The sequence below is a fragment of the Pseudoalteromonas luteoviolacea genome, from assembly GCF_018100925.1.
Classification (GTDB): Bacteria; Pseudomonadota; Gammaproteobacteria; order Enterobacterales; family Alteromonadaceae; genus Pseudoalteromonas; species Pseudoalteromonas obscura.
Genome location: NZ_JAGJEH010000001.1, coordinates 531,163 through 549,527, shown reverse-complemented (window position 1 = coordinate 549,527; position 18,365 = coordinate 531,163). Strand labels below are relative to the sequence as shown.

Sequence of the window (18,365 nt, the reverse complement as noted above, 5' to 3'; positions counted from 1 at the left end):
AGTAAATAGCGCACTGCTTTTGCTGCTTTGATTACTTCCAATACTCGATTATTTTTGACACTTTGTGACCCCTAAATTCGAATACCGATAAGTGCTTTACTATTTCCCCTTCAAATATTTCTTGCCTTTCTACAGAAACAGCATTGTGTCCGACAATCACAGCTGTAACCTTATATCGATCATTTTTACGCTGATAGTTACCTGCTTTAAGGAATTTGACATAATTATTGTAAAGGTGTTTGCGCGTATATGTTCCGCCATATACTTCATGGATATACACAAAATCTTCTGTGTAGTGGGAAAAAAGAGTGTCGACATCACTGACCTGTGAGCCCGCCATCAAGATTTTATTTTGTAGTTCATTTATGAAGTTGACAGCTTTTTTTAACTCACTTGCTGTCAAAGTTTCAGCTTCTGTAGCTTTGGCTGATATAAAGAAAAAACTTATTAAAATTAGTAACGTGTATGCTATCTTCATTTTGCTTCCTAACCTCTAGTATTTAAATAAAGCTAAACCAACGAATCGACTTTTTGTGCTAAATTGACATCAACTTCAGCTATCACACAATTTTTGTTTGGAAAACTATACATCTAAATTTATTGGCAAAGATATAGGTGGGAAAATTTGTCAGCTAAAAGTCATAAAAACCATAATATAAGCATATAAATCAAAATGTTAAATTTAATAAGTTGACTCATAAAAACCTGATTGATGTCAAAAATAAATAGCATTGCTTTAACCTACACACTTGTTCACTAATACTATGTGGTATTTGGCCTTGTACGTACATATAGACTTACGAGTGCTATTACTTCATGTACTTACCAGGTGTCGTCCCGATGATTTCTTTGAAATCACGGATCAAATGGGATTGATCCGTATAATCGAGCAGTGTGACAATGTCTTGAATATCAGCTTCTTTATTTTCTAGTACCTGCAAAACATGATGTAAGCGATACTTTCTAATTAACCATTTAGGACTTAAGCCTATATACTTGCCAAAAAGGCGTTGAATAGAGCGCTTTGAGAGGTTTGCTTTAGAGGACAACTGTTCAACAGAGAATATAGTGCCATCACTCTTAATTAGATTATATATTTCAAGTGCTTGGATTTGCGTTCTAGAGACTGGCATTACATAATCACGAAAAAACGTATGTAAAGCATCCACAATATTCGCATCATTGTGCATGAAGGACAGTGCCTGCAACTCATTATCAAGTCCAGTACTAAACACCTCAGTCAATGTGCATTCTTTATCTATATAATAATCAGGAGGGTTTTTAAGCAGTGGAGCAATCATGCCAATGTTAAATTTTGTGCCAATTATCCGCCCCTTGCCTCGCATAGTATAGGTATATACTTTACTGACAGGCCCAAGTACCTTGACCCCTTCCTTTTCGATGATCAAATGAAAGTTTGGATCAGGTAAGTTTTGTTGAGTGTGTGTTGCCAGATTGCACAAATCCCAGTCAACTATCCAAAATTGTTCAATTAAGTCGGTAAAATATGGCTCAGGAAAGTACCTCCTCAAATCATAGTTTTGCTTACTCTTTGTATGGTGTAAAACACCCGAGATCGCATTTGTATTTTCTTTCAATAGCAGCTTTCCTTTTTACAAATTGGCGCGTTTATACAATATCAATTGTATAAAGAGATGATAGTGTATGGGAAGTTTCACAATAAAAAGAGAAAAAACATGGCGATCACAGGCACTTTTCAAATTAATAATTGGCAAGAAAACGTAACCACCAACATGGAAAATAACTGCAAAATTAGCAGCGCCGCTGTTGCACAAAGTTATGATGGAGATTTGGTCGGCACTAGTCAGATACACTACCAACTTTATTATAATAGCGAAGGCAATGCGCTGTTTACAGGCTATGAAGTGATCTCTCTGTCTGAAGACCTTAGCAAAAAGATCATTTTACAACACCAAGGTAAATTCGAAGGCGGTTCTGCATCTGCCCAGTTCGAAGTTATTGAATGTAATTTTGACGCAAATTTAATTGGTAAAACCGGCAGCTTCATTTCCAAAGAAGGCGGACAAGCAGATTATAGAATTGGCTAGTAAATAGTCTACGCTTCGATTGACATACAAACCTATGCCCCCCTGATAATACTGTTCGTTGTTGAGTCAAGTACATACTTGGCTCGTCATTATCACTTAGACATAGACCTCTTGGGAATAGGCCATACACAATATGGCCTAGCAAAAGACTAAATGAAAAATAGGTATTCATATAATTTTTAACTCTCACCAGCTTTAGCGGGCTAACAATATAGATAGCGCTATCGCTGGATCATTGCTACCTCGAGGTTTTGTCTCCTGAGCCCCTTAATAACATCCATTTCTATCTCAAAATAAACTTAGAGTGCGTGCCAGATAGTTCAATTTTGCAGTGATACACGGGGCTTATAAGAATAATAAATCCGTTTAGATTGAACCTCCTCGATATTTGGAACTTACAAATGATCATGATATCGCCAAAACCTGTACTGATAGTGTTATTTGATAGAAACAAATTAATTTAAACAGTGACCTCTTTCTCATCGTTTGGGCAAACAAGCTACTGCTTGTAAAAATCAGACATACGAACTAGTGACTGAACATCAATCATAGGGTTTGCGCCTAAGTTAATAAATAGAGGGTAGAAACCGCAGACAAGCTTATCAAAGCACCTCAAAATCAAGTATTAAGGTCACAACTACACTTGGGGACCAAATTTAATAACAAAAAACAGATTCAAAAAGTCGGCATTCAATTCACCATAAAAATGGCTTCAAGCGACTCGTAATTTTTGGTAGTCAATAAATATCCTCTGGCCACCTGTAGTATATTAATTGCTGAGTTTGCCACAGTGAAATATGATTAACGCTCTCTTACTAAAAATAAAAACGACAGTTTACAGCCGTTCCAAAGCTAATGGCTGTAAATTCCTTATCAACTAAATAAAAAGTAGGACAATCATGTATAAATTATTTGGGCTACTCGTGGCATTGTGTAGTTTAAGCTCAGTGCTAGAAGCTAAAGAGTTTGCGCAAGGACGCCAAATTACCGAAATGCCAGCGGTGCTTACCTTCAAAGAACGTGTCAAACCAGTTAATAATATGGTTGCAGATAGACTCGATAATCTCCTGCCAAAACTGATGCAAGAAGCTGATTTAGACATGTGGCTAGTGATAAACAGGGAGTATGGTGAAGATAAACTTTTTTACACTCTGGTCCCTCAACCCACCTTTGCAGCGAGACGTACTACTTTACTGGTGTTTTCTAAAAACTCAGATGGCAGTGTTGAGCGCTTTAGTGTTAGCCGCTACCCAATAGGAAAACTTTACCCAACAGTATGGAAAGGTGGTAGTAACGAGCAACAATGGCAAAGGCTAGCTGAAGTCATTACAAAACGTGATCCAAAGCGCATTGGGATAAACATGAGTGAAAATTGGGCCCTCGCCGATGGTTTAAGCGTTGGACTACACAAACAACTACGCAAGTATTTACCCAATAAATATCAAAATCGATTAGTGAGCGCTGAAAACTTGGTGCTCCGTTGGCTAGAGACTAGAAGCGAAAAAGAGCTTAATGTATACCCTCAAGTAGTCACGATTGCTAGACGAGTTATTGCAGAAGCCTTTTCCAATAAAGTCATTACACCAGGTGTTACAACGACTACCGATGTTGAATGGTATCTGAGAGAACGTTTCGAAGCACTGCAATTGCGCCCTTGGTTTCAACCTTATGTCAATATTCAACGCCGTGGCGACAATCCTGCAAAGGATGAAGTCTTCATGGGTAAATACAACCGAGTCATTCTACCTGGTGACATCATTCACACAGATGTCGGGATCTGTTACCTCAGCCTTTGTACTGACACACAAGAGATGGGCTATGTATTAAAAATGAATGAAAAAGAGGTTCCCACAGGACTACAAAAAGCACTGGCCATTGGTAACCAGTGGCAAGATATTTTAACCAGCAACTTTAAATCTGGTTTAACTGGCAATCAAATCTTGGCCAACACAATAAGACAAAGTAAAGCCGCCAATATCATTAGTAGCACCTACACTCACCCGCTCGGGTTTGTTGGCCATGCTTCAGGCCCTACCATTGGAATGTGGGATAATCAGGGGCCTACCCCCATCCAAGGTGACTGGAAACTTTTCCCCAATACGGTCTATGCCATTGAAGGCAATATCAAGACTCAGCTGCCTGAGTGGGACAATCAGTGGATTCAAATAAAATTAGAACAGGATGCAGTATTTGATGGTAAAAACGTATGGTATCTAGCTGGTAGACAAACACAGTGGCATATCATCAGATAACGCCTTATGAGAAACCTGTTAAACATGAAAATGTCTAACAGGTTACTTTGAAAGCGTTGTAATAAGCGCAGCTTTACGTAACTTTTTCAGTTCCAGTTGAACTTATGTAACCCATAGATTTAAGCTCTTTTATTAAACGATACAACGTGCCTTGTTCCTGCTCGTGAGGTGCAAGTGTAGAGCTCGCAGTTTTCAAATGTTTTAGTGCGACCAGCACTGCATGACTGTTATTTTCTGAATAAATGCCATTGCTTAAGATTTCACTGAGAATATAAACAGCTAACTCTTTGATTAGAATTTCCCGTGGCATGCCTGTTTTTGTACAAACACCAAATGTACCAGCTAAAAAGTGATGCCACTGAGATTCAATGAAATTATCAAAGTTTGCGTTAAACTGTGTATCTGTGCTCCAAAAACTCTTTGCTAACAGCGCCTCTTTCACAATATAAAATTGTCTCGAAAATGATTTAAATGCTTCTTTTTCCTCTTTGAACAAACAACACTGTTTGAGCCAATCTGTATACGCTTTCGGGTAAAACTCTATCAATTCTCGTTCTTCGAATTTGCCAAAATATGAGGTGCTCGCTAGCGATATATCAAGTTTATAGGCAGGCATTGGCATCATTTTTCTAGATTGAAAATCTCTAAGTTGTATGGCTGATGTATCGCTGCTGCGTATAAGCTGGTTTTGAGTGTAAAAGTGGCCACTTAAGTAGGTGATTAGCGCCATGCTAAAGCCACCTTTATCAATCTGCTGAGTCATAACTCTCCCTTCCTAGACACATTCCGTAATCTCTGGATACATGAGCCACACGTAAACGAAAATCTTCAAACAACTCTGATTTGCCTTTTTCCTGTGCCTGTTTGTGCTCTAATTGCTCACGCCACCGTAAAATAGCTTGTTCATCTTGCCAAAAGGACAGTGACAAGAAGTAGCATGGATTTGAAACGCTAACAAACCGTTCAATAGAGATAAAACCCGGTTGCTTAGCCAACAGAGTTTTTAAACTCGCTGCGATATCTAGGTATGTGTCTTTCCCCTGTGGTTTCAAAGTGACTTCAAAGATAACCGCTATCATTTATAAAACCTCTGTAAGCTTGAGTGTTTCAACTACACCGTTTAAAAAGTAGCGTTTTTCATGCAAAATGAATTTTTCTTCCTGCGCAAATTCGAAGTTTGCTTGAGCTTGCATGTCTGCTTTTAGCCTAATGCGGTAAGCTTCATAATCGGCAAGGCTGTTAAAAGCAATCAGCCCATAGGCACGTTTATTGTCACCTTCATACGGCGTAAAATACCCAATTAACTCTCCGCCAAGACGCGGGATAATAGCGCCCCAATTTTTGGCATATTGATTGAACTGCACCAGCTTTGTTGGATCAAGTTCATATTCGATAAAACATGTCATGTACATTCGATTTGCTTCCTTTTTTGTTTTGAGGCAGTCTATCGCGCTAAAAAAATGATGCTTCGATGTACATCGAACTAAATGGAAATTATGGAACCTGATATCTCAACGGTAGCGGGGCTAATAGCCGACTCTGCTCGCTCCAAAATACTGACTGCACTTATGGGTGGTCAGGCCCTTACGGCCACAGAGTTATCTATAGAGGCTGATGTCACGCCACAAACCGCTAGCAGCCACCTAGCTAAATTACTCGAAGGGGAGCTACTACAAGTCAGAAAACAAGGACGGCATAAGTACTTTCAGTTAAAGGGTCCACATGTCGCCGCGGTTCTGGAGCAATTATTGGTGCTTACCGCATTATCGACTCCTAAAACCTCTACAGGCCCCAAAGATCCACGCTTGAAACATGCGAGGGTGTGTTACGATCATTTGGCCGGGGAGCTGGGGGTTCAGTTATACGACGCGCTGGTCAGTGCAAATATGCTTGAAGATTTTGGCGAACTAACGCGCCTGACTGAAAAAGGAAAAACCTACTTTATGAGCCTTGGGGTAGACTTTCAACAGTTTAATAAAAACAGCCGCCCCGTATGTAAATCATGCTTAGATTGGAGCGAGCGCCGGAACCATATCGCGGGCCACTTAGGAAGCTGGATACTCAATTATATCTTTGAGCAAAAATGGGCAAAACAAGATTTAGATGCACGTTCGATTACTTTTACCAGCAAAGGGCTTAAAGCATTTAATAGTACTTTTTTGATAAAACAATGAAGCAATTCAGCTTCGTAGAATGTGCCGATTAATACTAAATACAATTAATCTGGTCCAGTACTACAGCCTACCAATTAATGAAGTGGGCAATTGCGCCAATGCATATGAGAGAATTCAATAAACACTTCTACCTCTAATAGGGTTTGTTTTTGTTCCTAAAATCGTGCTACAAAATAGAAAGTAACCTATTTAATTAAATATACAAAGGATGTGTTATATGCGTTTTGGGCTTTTACTCAAACTATTTGCATTATGTGGGGTGTTGATCAGCAATAATGCAAACGCTTCTAATATAGAACTACCAACGTCTATGGGAATAAAGAACCAGCACTCCTGCTTTCATGATGTCTTTTCAGATTATGACTCTTGGTTCAAATTTGTTTATGCAAAAAATGAATCCAACTTCAAACGCAGAGGCATCAAAGACTACTCGAAGCCCCTTAAACAGTTTGAAAAAAGGTTTAATACCATGTTTCCCAAAACTGATTTTGATGCTGCAAAAAAAGCTTTGGACTGCCAACGATTTACATATAGCGTGAATGGCCAAGAAGTTGATGGCCTACTTATAGCACCAAAAAAAATGACATCAACCCAGTCAAAAGTACCAGTTGTTTTATATAACCGGGGCGGCACAAGAAATTATGGCGACTTAGTATTTGGCCATGTCGTTTACTCACTGTTCCCTGTTGCAATGCAAGGGTATGCAGTCATCGCAAGTAACTACAGAAATGACGAGCAATATGGCGCAGATAACATTGATGAAGTCACTCGTCTAATCGACATTGTTGAAAACATCCCTCAATTAGAGTCGAATAAGGTCAACGTCTATGGCGCTAGCAGGGGTGGTCTTACATCTATGCAATTGGCTCGGGAAAGGCCTAATAAAATTGCTTCAATCGTTTCTGTTGCCGGAGTAATGAATAGTGAGCTTTGGGCTCAAAACCGAGCAGGCATACGAAACAATATTTCTTTGATTGATGGATATACAAAAAATGCCAAAGCTATCCACAATAAATTATCGCCTGTTCAGTGGGTAGATGAATTGCCAAATGTGCCAGTATTATTAATGCACAGTAAAGACGACACTAAGGTGAGTGTGAAACACTCATTGCAAATGGTTGAAAAACTAAAACAGCATGACCGCCCCCACAAAGCAATTATTTTTCCAGATGGTGGACACGATATAATTGGCTATAAAGATAAAGCGCTTAATCATACTATTCAGTGGTTTAAGTCTGCCGCAATACGCAAACCTAAAAATGATTCAATTTAAGCATTACCGGTTTATCCCTAAGTAATTAATTTGCGATGGCAGTATTTCATGACCCATTCGTCAAGTCAGTTCGTGATTGTAGCTAGCTGCGATAACATGCAGGATCAGCGCGAATGGGTTTCATAGATTTATGCATAACCTTGCGTTAACTCAGCTTTTGGAATAACACTAGACACTAGGTTATGCATAAAACTGGGCACCGACTTTTAACAAGTGTCTGCTTTTCAAACTTTTCTAATTCTTTGAAAACAACACTTTAAAATTAATTACGTCATTTTCAGCCTTTTGTGATGCAAATTTAACGTTACCCGCGTATATTGCTCAGTTCTATTTATTTTGTATTAAATGATTTATGCGTACTTATTTATTCTTAGCCATCTTGGCCCCTTTTTTCGCGTATTCGACGCCAATGAAACTAGCGTTTTTGGATGAGTTTGTTGTTCCTGCTGATCTACGTGTAAATGGTGATAAAGTAGGAGGCCTGTCGAGCATTGAGTATACAGGTGACCAATATTTACTGATTGTTGATGATGCCAAAAATCCGCGATACCTTGACGCCACCATCAATATTAAAGGTAAAAAAATTGAACATGTGCGTTTTAACAAGTCAACAGCGCTTGTTAAAAAAGGCTCAAAGGCCGGTGTTGTAGATCCTGAGAGTTTAAGAGTATTACCAAAGACTAATAGTTTGGTTTGGTGCAGTGAAGGCAGTGTTAGATATAAACACCCACCGGCAATATTCCTGCAAAACGAGCAAGGTCTGGCACCATTTACACTCCCTAAAATGTTTGAGATCCAAGACAATTCTGGTCCAAGACACAATGCCGTTTTTGAAGGTATCACCGTCACTCCTTCGGGAAAAGGTGTCTGGGTATCAATGGAAGGGCCCTTAAAGCAAGATGGTAAAAAAGCCACGGTACAGCATGGTAGTATGGTGCGCATTTCATACTTCGATTTTGCCTCTAAACAGATGCAGTACCAATTTGCATATTACCTCGAACCGCTTGTCAATCGCACCGAAGCCAAACCAGATGCATTTCGTACCACCGGCCTAGTTGAAATACTGCAAATCAATGAACACCAATTCTTAACAATGGAGCGCTCATTCACTGCTGGGATCTCTGATGGCGGTAATAGCGTCAGTATTTACCTTGTAGACATGAAAGAAGCAACAGATATCAAAAATCTCGCGTCTCTAAATAAACAACAATTCCGTCCAGCCAACAAGACCTTACTGTTAGATATGGAGACAATAAAGCAACAAATTGGCTCCAAGCATATTGATAATCTCGAAGGCATTACTTTTGGACCCGTTTTAGAAAACGGCAATCAAAGTTTGTTGATGGTGTCTGACAACAATTTTAATGTGCACGGAAAGCAATTAAGTCAGATTTTACTGTTTGAAGTTATCACTGGCGGTAACGCAAGTTAATTTTGTGGGTGGCTAGTACATTAATCCTAGCCACTAAATACCCATGTCTCTATAAACGCAACTGTAGCCAAACTATTACATGTAATTTGACATTGTCACATGGCGAGTTTTGGTATTTATTTCAATTCAATTACTTTGATTTCATTATCTATACCAGTGAAATGTGTGATACCAAACACCCTACTATCTTTTAAAAGTACTTGAAACTGGAGTACATATTGGTCTGGACAATCTCGTCCAGAGTCTGTGTTTATCCACTTCATATTGACATCTAGTTGATAAATATCAGCAATGTCATTTGGCTCTATAGCATGCATGGGTTTCAATATTTTCACGATTTCATTCTTCGACTCCTTTAGGATCCCTTCAATGTCTGGGCGACAAGCAAGCGCTGGACTAATCGAACTACAAAACAAAATGAACATTACTAGGGCGCTAATATATTGCTTCACTAAAAAACACCTTTTATTAAAACCAAGCCTTAACCACACACGTTATTGATTTCACTGGTGGAGCATATAAATTAATTACAAAGAGTATCAATTTGGTTCCCACATTAGCCTGATCTATTTATCAAATTTGCGATTTTACACTTTTCAGGTACGCGTTTTTGACGCTCATCCTTGCTTGAAAACTCTGCTACTAACTCAGATCTCTCTGGCAAATGTTCTGGTAACTTGATATGAGTGACAACTCCCATGTTGCTCAGCGCATTTAAAACCCACCACCCGGGATCTGGCTCGTCTTTGTATAGACCTAGCATAGCTGAACCGGGAAATGCATGGTGATTATTGTGCCAAGCCTCCCCCATGGAAAGAAATCCGGCTAAACGGATATTATGCCCTTGCACCGCAGCGCCTTCGACTTTCCATGTCCGCTCACCGTGATTGTGAGCAAAGTAGCCAATTAACCAATGACCGCCAATCGAAACAACTACGCGTAGTGAAACGCCATACAGCACCCAACTCAACCCGCCAAACCAAAATAGCGGTATTGCTAAGACTAATTGTTGGCAAAGCCAACTAGATTCCATAAATTGATAAAAACGGTTACCCACGACACGCGACTCAATATTAAATATTGGCGGGTGATCCAGTCTCAAATCACAATTTAATTGCCACCACCCATCTTTTAGAATTTTTGATCCGTGCAGTAAAAAATCATGACACCGATTTTGCCTTTGCGCCCAATCACGCAGGTCATGTTGCTTAAGCATACCGACGGGACCAGCCATCCCAACCAAGACTCCTAGATAAACAAAAGTGTACTCCATCCACTTTGGACATTGATAAGAGCGATGAATCAGCAACCTATGCATGCCCAATGAATGGCCAAAGCACAATGTAACAGCAGTTAATACAAGAAAAGCAGCCATCGCAGACCACGAAAAGTAAAACGGCGCGACAAATAGCGCCAGGCATAAGTTGAATAAAAACCAAATTGACTTTATTGGGCTCCAAACAACGGTGCCTTTGTAGGCACTATCTGGGTGGGTTGATATAACTCTATCGCTGTTCCTCATCGCTTTTCCTTAGTGCTTCTGACTCCTAGTTATCCTATCTAACAAATGGGGCAATTGACCTCGTTGGCATAAACGCGCTTTCTTAAAATAATATGAAATCTATCAACTACAGCTTCACTAATAAATACATCTTAAAGCAATGCCTTACTGAGGCCACTTAAAATTTGCCATAGTTAATTCATGAGTGAAATCGCATCTTTTAACAACTTATCTGTTTTAGGGCCGACACTTCCAAGCAATGACGTTAGCTTGCTTTGAAACTCTCTTTGTTTGTTACCTGGCACAAACGGAGCAAGGCCTTTCAATACCAAAGCCAGATTGAACTTTCCCGAGTCTGTTGTTGAGTCATTCCACAGCGCTAATGTCGCGTTAAATATTTCAGGATCGCCTAAATCATATAAAAATTCTGCAGCATGTATATGGACCATTCTATTTTGGTCAATTGCGTGCTCTAACAAAACCTCTAGATCATCAATGGTCAATAAGCTGCTAATTTGCCGACGGTTACTTTTGTTTTTTCGCATCATCTCAGTAAGTGCAATCAACAAACCTAATCGTTTTGCTTTACTATGGGAGCCTGTTCTTAACTCAGCCATGACAGGACGCACAATAACAAGCCCCCTATCGCCCAGAGCTTTCTGCGCTCTTTGACGAATGGCGTCGCTGTCATCATCTAATAAATTAATTAAGCTCTGAATATCAAGAGTAGACATAGAGTAAGGAGCTGACTGCACTGACGCCGCGCTTTCAACAAGCAGCCTCGCTTGTGCTTGCGCAACAGCAATTTCGGTCGCAGTACTTTTTTCGTTGGTTGCCTTTGTGATCGCATCAACCACTGCAGCTCTCTTTTGTTCTCGCAAATCGTATAAATGTTTCAAAAAGCCTTCCCAGCGAATGCGTTCTTCTCCCTGATCTGAGAGATATGCGTAATATTCAGCCAATACAATTCGCTCATCGAGATTTGAACTTCGACCTTCTTCCGCTATTGAATCAAGAAACTTACGATTTAAGGTAGTGCCCGTTAACTGCGCTTCGCGCAGCGCTGTGTCTAAAGCGGCTTGTTGTTTCATCGTTTCAATTTTTACCGAAAAATACACCGTTGCGTATTGCTGTGCGAAAGGAAAAAATGCAGCAGCGATTCCTACGAGCGCGGTTCCAAGAGCTACTTTCCAAACCCCTGCCCGTATTTCGTAGCGCTTTATTTCGGCCTCAATTTGAGCCTTTTCTATATCCACTTCTTCTGGCGTCATCGTATACTCCTTATTCAGATGTATAATGTCATACCATGTACATCATCACCAATTGGAAACAATAAGCTAACAGAGTGTACGAAAAATGAAAGTATAGTGATGAGTGATCGATAAAATATAAAGTAAATGGCAGATTAAAAAATCAACTACCCAGCAGCTCAAAACATACATCTGGGCAGTTGACAATATAGGGGTACTTAAAGCTTAAATGGCAATGACGAATGGTGTAGGTTTATTTTGACGTTACCTTCTTTATCTTTGATATAAGCAAATGAATACTCTACTTTAATTTCTTCACCCTTTTTATTAGTGAAATAGTAGTTACCCATAGATATAGCCGAATCACCATCAGTGATGATCCCTTCATTTTCCCAACGCACCTTGACGTAAGGCGCTAGAGCAAAGCCTTTATCTTCAGCCAAATCTTGACCCACAAAGTAAGACAACGCTTCTTTTTTAGTGCCTCTGAATTGGTCTACCGATGCTAAAGTTGGTTTAAACAACACTTGTCCATAATCAAACGCATAAAACCTTTCCAAATGTTGAATAGCAGCTTTTCTTGGGTCTTTTGATTGGCCAATTTTAACAATCCCTTCACCCCAACCTTTTTGTGCAGCCTCTACTTCAACAGTAGAAATGGGCCCTGCATTTGCGTTTATTGAAGCCAATGAAGCAACTACCAGTGAGATTGCAGCTAACCTTTTCATACTTTTTCCCTTTAATCCAAAAATTAATTTTTCTATAAATTACTGATCTAAATAAAGTTCAATTAATTAACAGAGTCGACTTGCTCTTTCGTGATGGGTGCAAACATTACTGTCTGACTTTTAAGGCCATCAACAAAAGATATGATTACTACATCATCATTAAGTTATAAAATAATTAAGGAATTGTAAATTTATAAAGTTTCAAGTAACTTGCTAATTCGTCATTTGTCATAGCAGTGAACTAGTTGAGGCTTTAAGAGGTGATCCAGTGGGTTTCACTTTTCCTGCCGTATTAGCCTTGTATTTGCGTCTCTGCTATCTCGTTGATATTACAGCAAATAGGCTTGCGCCTTTCGCTCGCACAATCACATTCCACAAGACTCGATTTTTATAAAACAACCTAGCGGTATTGTTAAAGACAGCGCAGAGTAACCCCCTACGTTAATAAATTACACAGAACTTCTCTATCCAAAGCTCAGGCAATAGAAAAAGTTAATGGCTATAAAATGCAGGCAGTTTTGGTGGGTGAGTACATCAGCTGTTTTATTCTTCCGTCTCTTTGGTTTTTGTTGCGTCCTCTGCCTGCTGTGTAGCTCCTTTAGTCATGAACAAATAAATTGCCTCTTCAACAGGCATCGCTTTAAAGTATAGAAAACCCTGCACACACTCGATATGAGATTGTTTTACAACTTGTTCTTCGTCTGTAGTTTCCACTCCCTCTGCCACCAGCTTGAACCCCAGCTTAGAAATCATTTCAGATAAATTCGTATATAGAGAAATAGATTTACTGTTTAATTGATCAGGTAATAGACTTCGATCAAGCTTTATAGTTTCAATATTAAGCTTTGATAAAACAGACAAACAAGAGTAGCCAGTACCAAAGTCATCCATTGCACAATCAATTTTATTCTTCTTGAGCGCATCAACAATCGTCACTGTCTTATTAAAGTCTTCTATATAACTAGACTCCAATAGCTCAACTTCTACTTGACCAGGAAATTTGGCAAATGCTTTGATAATTCGTCTATAGCCTCCAGTAAGGAGGTTTTGCGGTGAAATATTAAAGCTAATTTTTGGTTTTAACCCATGCTTTGAAAATTGCTCCAGATCTATTTCCAATTGGTCAATCACATAATTATCAATGATATGTAATAGATTATGTTGCTCAAGAGTTTCTAAGAACCAAGGCCCGGATACAGTGCCATCTTTATTGGTTAGCCTTAATAAGGCTTCAAAGCCAACTACTTGTTTGTTATACGGGTTAATTTTGGGTTGATAAAACAGTGTCAATGCACCTTGATTAAGCGCCTCAGTTACTTCCTTTAAGCTATGTGCATTAATTTGCTCTTTTCTTTGTGTTGCACTAAAAGAGCCCTCTGCTCCTTCCTCAATCATACGGCCAGCTGTATAACGCTTCATTAGTACATCTAGCGCTTTTCCAGATAAATTATTGTCTCGGTTAGCCTTCAAGAACGGAAAATATATTAGGGCGTTGATCAAAACCAGTGCAACTTGTAAAAAAACTCCTTTTACGCTTTCAGTTAACAGCCAACCATTAATAAATATGGGCGTAAACCAAGGTATTTCTTCAATATATTGAATAGAAATAAAGCCACTATAAAAAGCAAAATATGCAATCGATGCATTCACTAAAGGGCATAATAAAAATGGCAATAAGATGTAAGGGTTAAATACAATTGGTAATGCATAAATCATGACCTCACTAATGTTAAACATAGCCAAAGGTGAGGAAATAATTGCTATACGCTTTTCATGTTGCCCTTTTTTTAAAAACAAAGCCGCAACGATTAAGCCCCAAATGCAACCAGTGCCACCCAAAATAACAAACCCAGTAAAAAAGTTGTAGCTGATTAAGTCCGGAAGTACGTAATAACTAGTTAATTCACTCGACACCAGAATATGGTAAGTATTATCCCCATGAACACCGATAAACCACAGCAAGTGAGATATCAATAACTGCATGGAGAGCTTTTCAAATACATTCCAGTGTGGGTTTAGAGATCTCAGCCCTTCAACTATGGTTTCAGCGGCCAAATCAATATAGGGGAATAACAGCAGCACCACACTGGTCACAATTAAGTAGGGTAAAATTAGGTTTAAATGTTTACGTAAAAATAAGCTGATTGAGCTTACGCCTACTAGGCGGAAAACTTTTAAGCGCTCTAAATAAGATAAAGAGTAACAACACACCACTGGCATTAGCAGAGAATACAAGGCACCCATTCGGTGATTAATTGCTAAGTCACTACCAGAAATTGTAATGTAACCCGTTGTAGCCGTAAAACAAGTGAAAACTAAAATAGGGCTAGCAATAGTATGAACTTTGAGGTTTTTTGATAGGTAGTAACTAAAGGACATCAAGGTGAGTACAGGGAAAATGCCCCATACTAGCGTGTTGAAGTCCTCTAAAAATTGATGCTCAACGCCTTTCATGGAGATATTGAGCCACTGATTGATTAGTGTGATAACAGAAGCAACTATGAAGAAAGGAATTAACGCAATATAGCCCTCACGCAGCGAAAGTATCACAGTGTTAGAGGAAATTTTAAATGCATATTGGTTAAATTTATTCAGCAACGTTCTTGTCACAACTCAGTTTTTCTTTTTACATTACCCCAATAAAATTAGAATACAATCGCTTATTGCAATTTTTTACTGAAAATAATTCAACCTGATCAGGCGTATATATCAACACCTATTAAAGACTGGATTTCCGAGCGGCGGCTGTCATTTTGCAAGGCTGAATAGGCTTGAACAGCTTTATTTGAGTTGAAGGAAGGTTGATCGTAAATAACCGAATTTTTATCTTGTCGAAACTGCTCTGCTAGTTTGACACCTTGCGAGCTGAACTTTATATCACTGACTTTCTGATTGTTTTCGGTTGGGCGCGAGTCGTTTTGAGTTTTTAAAACCTGAGATCTAAGCTGGTAAGTATCTCTATTTTGAACAACTTGATTAATTTGCATCACACGCGCCCATCATTGTGCCTAATTTAAGGATAGCTTTCTATTCTCTACCAGGCAACTTTTTCCACGTTACTGTGTCTCTCACATAGTGTGGTTGTGCATCTTGAGCCGAGACTGTATCACCAGTGGCAAAAGCGATATCGCCAAGTTCTAACATATAGGCTGCATTTGGCAAAGAGATTGAGTCAATGGTAGACACATTAAGTCGCTTTGCATCATCAGAATAAGTTTGCCAACCAGTTCCAACCCCTGAGACTCCATTAAAGTCTCCTGTTATTGTATCAGGCTTAATGACTATTTCATTTTGTTTCGCTACTGCATTACCTTGCGCGTCTTTGATAAAGTGCCCCAAGTAAATTTCACCCATACGCGCATCAATTGCGCTGATCACTTCATTACACCCTTTTTCCTTGATGGCCTCATGTGCCATGGCTTGAAGCGTAGATATACCAGAGAGTTTTAAACCCGCTGAATATGCTAATCCTTGAGCAACAGCAACACCAATCCGAACACCAGTAAAGCTGCCTGGTCCACGACCATATACGATCCCATCTAACTGTTGAAGCGTACAATTTGCTTTAGACAAAAGCGCATCGACAAGCGGAAGAATTTTCTGACTATGCTGTTGGGGACACACTTCAAAATGAGTAAACGTGTTGCCTTCGAAATATAGGGCAAGACTTAAGGCTTCAGTAGAAGCGTCTATTGCTAGCAAATTATGTTTCATGTTTATCGATGTTCTCTAAAAATTTCAATGCCTTCTCCAAGTCTCTTGTGCGAGTCATTGGTGGTAAGCTTTTAATAAACGTTTCACCGTATTTTCTCGTAACTAAGCGATTATCGCAAATAATTAGCACACCTTTGTCGGCTCTATCACGAATTAATCGCCCGACCCCTTGCTTCAGGGCAATCACGGCTTGAGGTAGCTGAATATCATCAAAAGGCTCTTTTCCGCTCAATTCAGCGTCTTTCATTTTGGCTTGTAGCAGCGGATCGTCTGGTGAAGTAAATGGTAATTTATCTATCACAACACAACTCAGCGCATCACCTCGGACATCAACACCTTCCCAGAAAGAGGCTGTACCAAGTAACACCGCATTACCATGACGAATAAACTGCTCCAATATAATACGTTTCGACGACTGCCCTTGCATAAATACAGGGTACTCGGTCGCAGTGCTGATCCCTTCATACACTAGATGCATAACACGGTAACTGGTGAACAGCAAAAACGTGCGCCCTTGGGCTGCATTTATTACAGATTTTGCAACCTTCACCAGTGAATGCGGCATCAACTCGTCTTTGGTTTCGGGCAAGTATCTTGGAAGGCAGAGCAGCGCTTGTTTTTGGTAATCAAACGGGCTGTCGACGATTTTGTGAAAATCAGGCTCTAAGCCCAGACTAGAATTAAAGTGTTCTAAGCGATTATCAACTGACAAAGTAGCCGAAGTAAACACAAAACCAGCTTCTGTTTTCTTGATTATTTCTCGAAATCGGTTCGACACATCCAGCGGCGTAATATGAATTGTGACAAAACGACGTGTTGTTTCAAACCAATAGCTGTATCCTGTCTGCGCTACATCAAACGCCCGTTCCATCTGGCCTTTAAATGCCATAACGCGCTCAAATGGATGTTCAATTTTGTCACTTCTATCAAGGCAAAGTTTCAATACTTTATATAAAAAGTCTAAATTACCAATAACTCTGTGAAGTGCCTCACAAATAACCTTGTCTTTAAGTGCTTCTCGCCAATCTCCGCGCGCGCCATCCCCACCAAAGACCAATCGCAGATCTGCAATACTGGTTGCTAACTTATTGAGCGTCTTGCCCAGCTGCAGCATGTCGGGCATATCACTTAGATAGATCACTCGGATGTCATTCACCAAATCATTAAGTTGTTTTGTGCTGATGGACTCACCAAAGTAGTCACTTGCAATTTCATTAACTTGATGTGCCTCATCAAAGACATAAGTATCTGCGGTAGGCATTAACTCGGCAAAACCAGAGTCTTTTACCGCCATATCCGCAAAAAACAAATGATGATTAATCACAACCAAATCCGCATCCATTGCTTTAAGTCTTGCTTTGCGAATATAGCATTCGGCAAAATCTGGACACTCTTTCCCTAAGCAATTATCAGCTGTGGAACTAACATAGGGCAGTACTTTGGCATCTTCTTCTATACCAACACAATCAGCCAAATCACCAGTTTGAGTTTCAGTTGCAAATTTTGCAACCATAGCAAGCTGGTGCATCACATCAGGATCGTCCGTTGGAACGTGCGCAACATGCTGATTAAGTCGATATGTACATAGATAGTTAGCACGCCCTTTGAGCAACGCAGTTTTGCGCCCTTTTTCGAGTGCTTTTACAAGATTTGGTAAATCACGGTGATACAGTTGCTCTTGAAGTGCTTTTGAGCCTGTAGAAATGATCACTTTTTTCTGGTTTATAAGTGCTGGAACAAGGTAAGCAAACGTCTTACCCGTGCCTGTACCCGCCTCAACCACACACTGACCGCCATTTTTGACAATTTCATCAATTGCAATAGCCATTTCAATTTGAGGCCGTCTTGGCTGGTAACCGGAAAAATGGCGTGCAAGCGGACCGGAGGACGAAAAGTACGGTTCTATAGACAAAGAAAAATATTACCTGACTAAATAAGTCAGGCAATTCTAATTTCAAATCTAAATGAGAGC

18 protein-coding genes are annotated in these 18,365 nt (G+C 39.7%); 5 read left to right on the top strand and 13 right to left on the bottom strand.

Features of this window, described 5'->3' with window-relative positions:
• Window positions 1-31: 31 nt before the first annotated feature.
• Both J8M00_RS02160 and J8M00_RS02155 read right to left on the bottom strand, forming a co-directional pair.
• Window positions 32-478, bottom strand: coding sequence for a hypothetical protein (locus J8M00_RS02160; RefSeq protein WP_211008722.1), 447 nt, complete (start codon window positions 476-478; stop codon window positions 32-34).
• Window positions 479-809: 331 nt separating this feature from the next.
• Entirely contained in the window at window positions 810-1,598 is a 789-nt protein-coding gene (locus tag J8M00_RS02155; protein ID WP_211008721.1) for a helix-turn-helix transcriptional regulator, read from the bottom strand.
• A gap of 99 nt (window positions 1,599-1,697) precedes the next feature.
• Here J8M00_RS02155 and J8M00_RS02150 point away from each other — a divergent pair, with 99 nt between their 5' ends.
• A complete protein-coding gene (locus tag J8M00_RS02150) occupies window positions 1,698-2,069 on the top strand; it encodes a DUF3224 domain-containing protein (protein ID WP_211008720.1) in 372 nt (123 codons plus the stop codon).
• Between the two features lie 899 nt (window positions 2,070-2,968).
• Window positions 2,969-4,321, top strand: coding sequence for a M24 family metallopeptidase (locus tag J8M00_RS02145; RefSeq protein WP_211008719.1), 1,353 nt, complete (start codon window positions 2,969-2,971; stop codon window positions 4,319-4,321).
• Window positions 4,322-4,394: 73 nt separating this feature from the next.
• On the opposite strand, the gene J8M00_RS02140 is transcribed toward J8M00_RS02145, so the two are convergent.
• The 3 genes from J8M00_RS02140 to J8M00_RS02130 are packed head-to-tail and all read right to left on the bottom strand — an operon-like array spanning window position 4,395 to window position 5,733.
• Window positions 4,395-5,084, bottom strand: coding sequence for a DUF6058 family natural product biosynthesis protein (locus J8M00_RS02140; RefSeq protein WP_211008718.1), 690 nt, complete (start codon window positions 5,082-5,084; stop codon window positions 4,395-4,397).
• Window positions 5,068-5,400: an antibiotic biosynthesis monooxygenase family protein gene (locus J8M00_RS02135; RefSeq protein ID WP_211008717.1), complete on the bottom strand. Its 333-nt coding sequence runs from the start codon at window positions 5,398-5,400 to the stop codon at window positions 5,068-5,070. Before J8M00_RS02135 ends, J8M00_RS02140 begins: the two co-directional genes overlap by 17 nt.
• Window positions 5,401-5,733, bottom strand: coding sequence for an NIPSNAP family protein (locus J8M00_RS02130; RefSeq protein WP_211008716.1), 333 nt, complete (start codon window positions 5,731-5,733; stop codon window positions 5,401-5,403). It abuts the gene before it with no gap.
• A gap of 84 nt (window positions 5,734-5,817) precedes the next feature.
• Here J8M00_RS02130 and J8M00_RS02125 point away from each other — a divergent pair, with 84 nt between their 5' ends.
• From J8M00_RS02125 to J8M00_RS02115, 3 genes are all read left to right on the top strand, one after another.
• Window positions 5,818-6,495, top strand: a complete 678-nt coding sequence (locus tag J8M00_RS02125; RefSeq protein ID WP_211008715.1) for an ArsR/SmtB family transcription factor — start codon at window positions 5,818-5,820, stop codon at window positions 6,493-6,495.
• A 217-nt stretch (window positions 6,496-6,712) separates the two neighbouring features.
• Complete coding sequence (locus tag J8M00_RS02120) at window positions 6,713-7,768, top strand: alpha/beta hydrolase family protein (RefSeq protein WP_211008714.1); 1,056 nt, start codon at window positions 6,713-6,715, stop codon at window positions 7,766-7,768.
• Window positions 7,769-8,177: 409 nt separating this feature from the next.
• Window positions 8,178-9,200, top strand: coding sequence for an esterase-like activity of phytase family protein (locus J8M00_RS02115; protein ID WP_211008713.1), 1,023 nt, complete (start codon window positions 8,178-8,180; stop codon window positions 9,198-9,200).
• Between the two features lie 116 nt (window positions 9,201-9,316).
• On the opposite strand, the gene J8M00_RS02110 is transcribed toward J8M00_RS02115, so the two are convergent.
• The 8 genes from J8M00_RS02110 to J8M00_RS02075 form a co-directional block, all read right to left on the bottom strand.
• Window positions 9,317-9,652 (bottom strand): hypothetical protein, encoded by a 336-nt coding sequence (locus J8M00_RS02110; RefSeq protein WP_211008712.1) that lies wholly within the window; start codon window positions 9,650-9,652, stop codon window positions 9,317-9,319.
• A 104-nt stretch (window positions 9,653-9,756) separates the two neighbouring features.
• Window positions 9,757-10,722, bottom strand: a complete 966-nt coding sequence (locus tag J8M00_RS02105; RefSeq protein ID WP_211008711.1) for an acyl-CoA desaturase — start codon at window positions 10,720-10,722, stop codon at window positions 9,757-9,759.
• A gap of 173 nt (window positions 10,723-10,895) precedes the next feature.
• Window positions 10,896-11,972 (bottom strand): hypothetical protein, encoded by a 1,077-nt coding sequence (locus J8M00_RS02100; protein WP_211008710.1) that lies wholly within the window; start codon window positions 11,970-11,972, stop codon window positions 10,896-10,898.
• Between the two features lie 197 nt (window positions 11,973-12,169).
• Entirely contained in the window at window positions 12,170-12,679 is a 510-nt protein-coding gene (locus J8M00_RS02095; protein ID WP_211008709.1) for a phosphoribosyl-AMP cyclohydrolase, read from the bottom strand.
• Window positions 12,680-13,222: 543 nt separating this feature from the next.
• Window positions 13,223-15,289 carry an EAL domain-containing protein gene (locus tag J8M00_RS02090; protein ID WP_284138293.1) on the bottom strand — a complete coding sequence of 689 codons (2,067 nt, stop codon included), beginning with the start codon at window positions 15,287-15,289 and terminating at the stop codon, window positions 13,223-13,225.
• A gap of 86 nt (window positions 15,290-15,375) precedes the next feature.
• Window positions 15,376-15,666 (bottom strand): hypothetical protein, encoded by a 291-nt coding sequence (locus J8M00_RS02085; RefSeq protein WP_211008708.1) that lies wholly within the window; start codon window positions 15,664-15,666, stop codon window positions 15,376-15,378.
• Window positions 15,667-15,706: 40 nt separating this feature from the next.
• Entirely contained in the window at window positions 15,707-16,393 is a 687-nt protein-coding gene (tsaB, locus tag J8M00_RS02080; RefSeq protein WP_211008707.1) for a tRNA (adenosine(37)-N6)-threonylcarbamoyltransferase complex dimerization subunit type 1 TsaB, read from the bottom strand.
• A complete protein-coding gene (locus J8M00_RS02075; protein ID WP_247687201.1) occupies window positions 16,383-18,221 on the bottom strand; it encodes an ATP-dependent DNA helicase in 1,839 nt (612 codons plus the stop codon). The genes tsaB and J8M00_RS02075 overlap by 11 nt, the downstream gene beginning before the upstream one ends.
• Window positions 18,222-18,365 lie beyond the last annotated feature (144 nt).

Bases quoted from the DNA above. Each gene is read 5' to 3' on its own strand.
- J8M00_RS02160 (WP_211008722.1), bottom strand. From the start codon at position 478: ATGAAGATAGCATACACGTTACTAATTTTAATAAGTTTTTTCTTTATA.
- J8M00_RS02150 (WP_211008720.1), top strand. From the start codon at position 1,698: ATGGCGATCACAGGCACTTTTCAAATTAATAATTGGCAAGAAAACGTA.
- J8M00_RS02145 (WP_211008719.1), top strand. From the start codon at position 2,969: ATGTATAAATTATTTGGGCTACTCGTGGCATTGTGTAGTTTAAGCTCA.
- J8M00_RS02140 (WP_211008718.1), bottom strand. From the start codon at position 5,084: ATGACTCAGCAGATTGATAAAGGTGGCTTTAGCATGGCGCTAATCACC.
- J8M00_RS02135 (WP_211008717.1), bottom strand. From the start codon at position 5,400: ATGATAGCGGTTATCTTTGAAGTCACTTTGAAACCACAGGGGAAAGAC.
- J8M00_RS02130 (WP_211008716.1), bottom strand. From the start codon at position 5,733: ATGTACATGACATGTTTTATCGAATATGAACTTGATCCAACAAAGCTG.
- J8M00_RS02125 (WP_211008715.1), top strand. From the start codon at position 5,818: ATGGAACCTGATATCTCAACGGTAGCGGGGCTAATAGCCGACTCTGCT.
- J8M00_RS02120 (WP_211008714.1), top strand. From the start codon at position 6,713: ATGCGTTTTGGGCTTTTACTCAAACTATTTGCATTATGTGGGGTGTTG.
- J8M00_RS02115 (WP_211008713.1), top strand. From the start codon at position 8,178: ATGAAACTAGCGTTTTTGGATGAGTTTGTTGTTCCTGCTGATCTACGT.
- J8M00_RS02105 (WP_211008711.1), bottom strand. From the start codon at position 10,722: ATGAGGAACAGCGATAGAGTTATATCAACCCACCCAGATAGTGCCTAC.
- J8M00_RS02100 (WP_211008710.1), bottom strand. From the start codon at position 11,972: ATGACGCCAGAAGAAGTGGATATAGAAAAGGCTCAAATTGAGGCCGAA.
- J8M00_RS02095 (WP_211008709.1), bottom strand. From the start codon at position 12,679: ATGAAAAGGTTAGCTGCAATCTCACTGGTAGTTGCTTCATTGGCTTCA.
- J8M00_RS02085 (WP_211008708.1), bottom strand. From the start codon at position 15,666: ATGCAAATTAATCAAGTTGTTCAAAATAGAGATACTTACCAGCTTAGA.
- tsaB (WP_211008707.1), bottom strand. From the start codon at position 16,393: ATGAAACATAATTTGCTAGCAATAGACGCTTCTACTGAAGCCTTAAGT.
- J8M00_RS02075 (WP_247687201.1), bottom strand. From the start codon at position 18,221: ATGGCTATTGCAATTGATGAAATTGTCAAAAATGGCGGTCAGTGTGTG.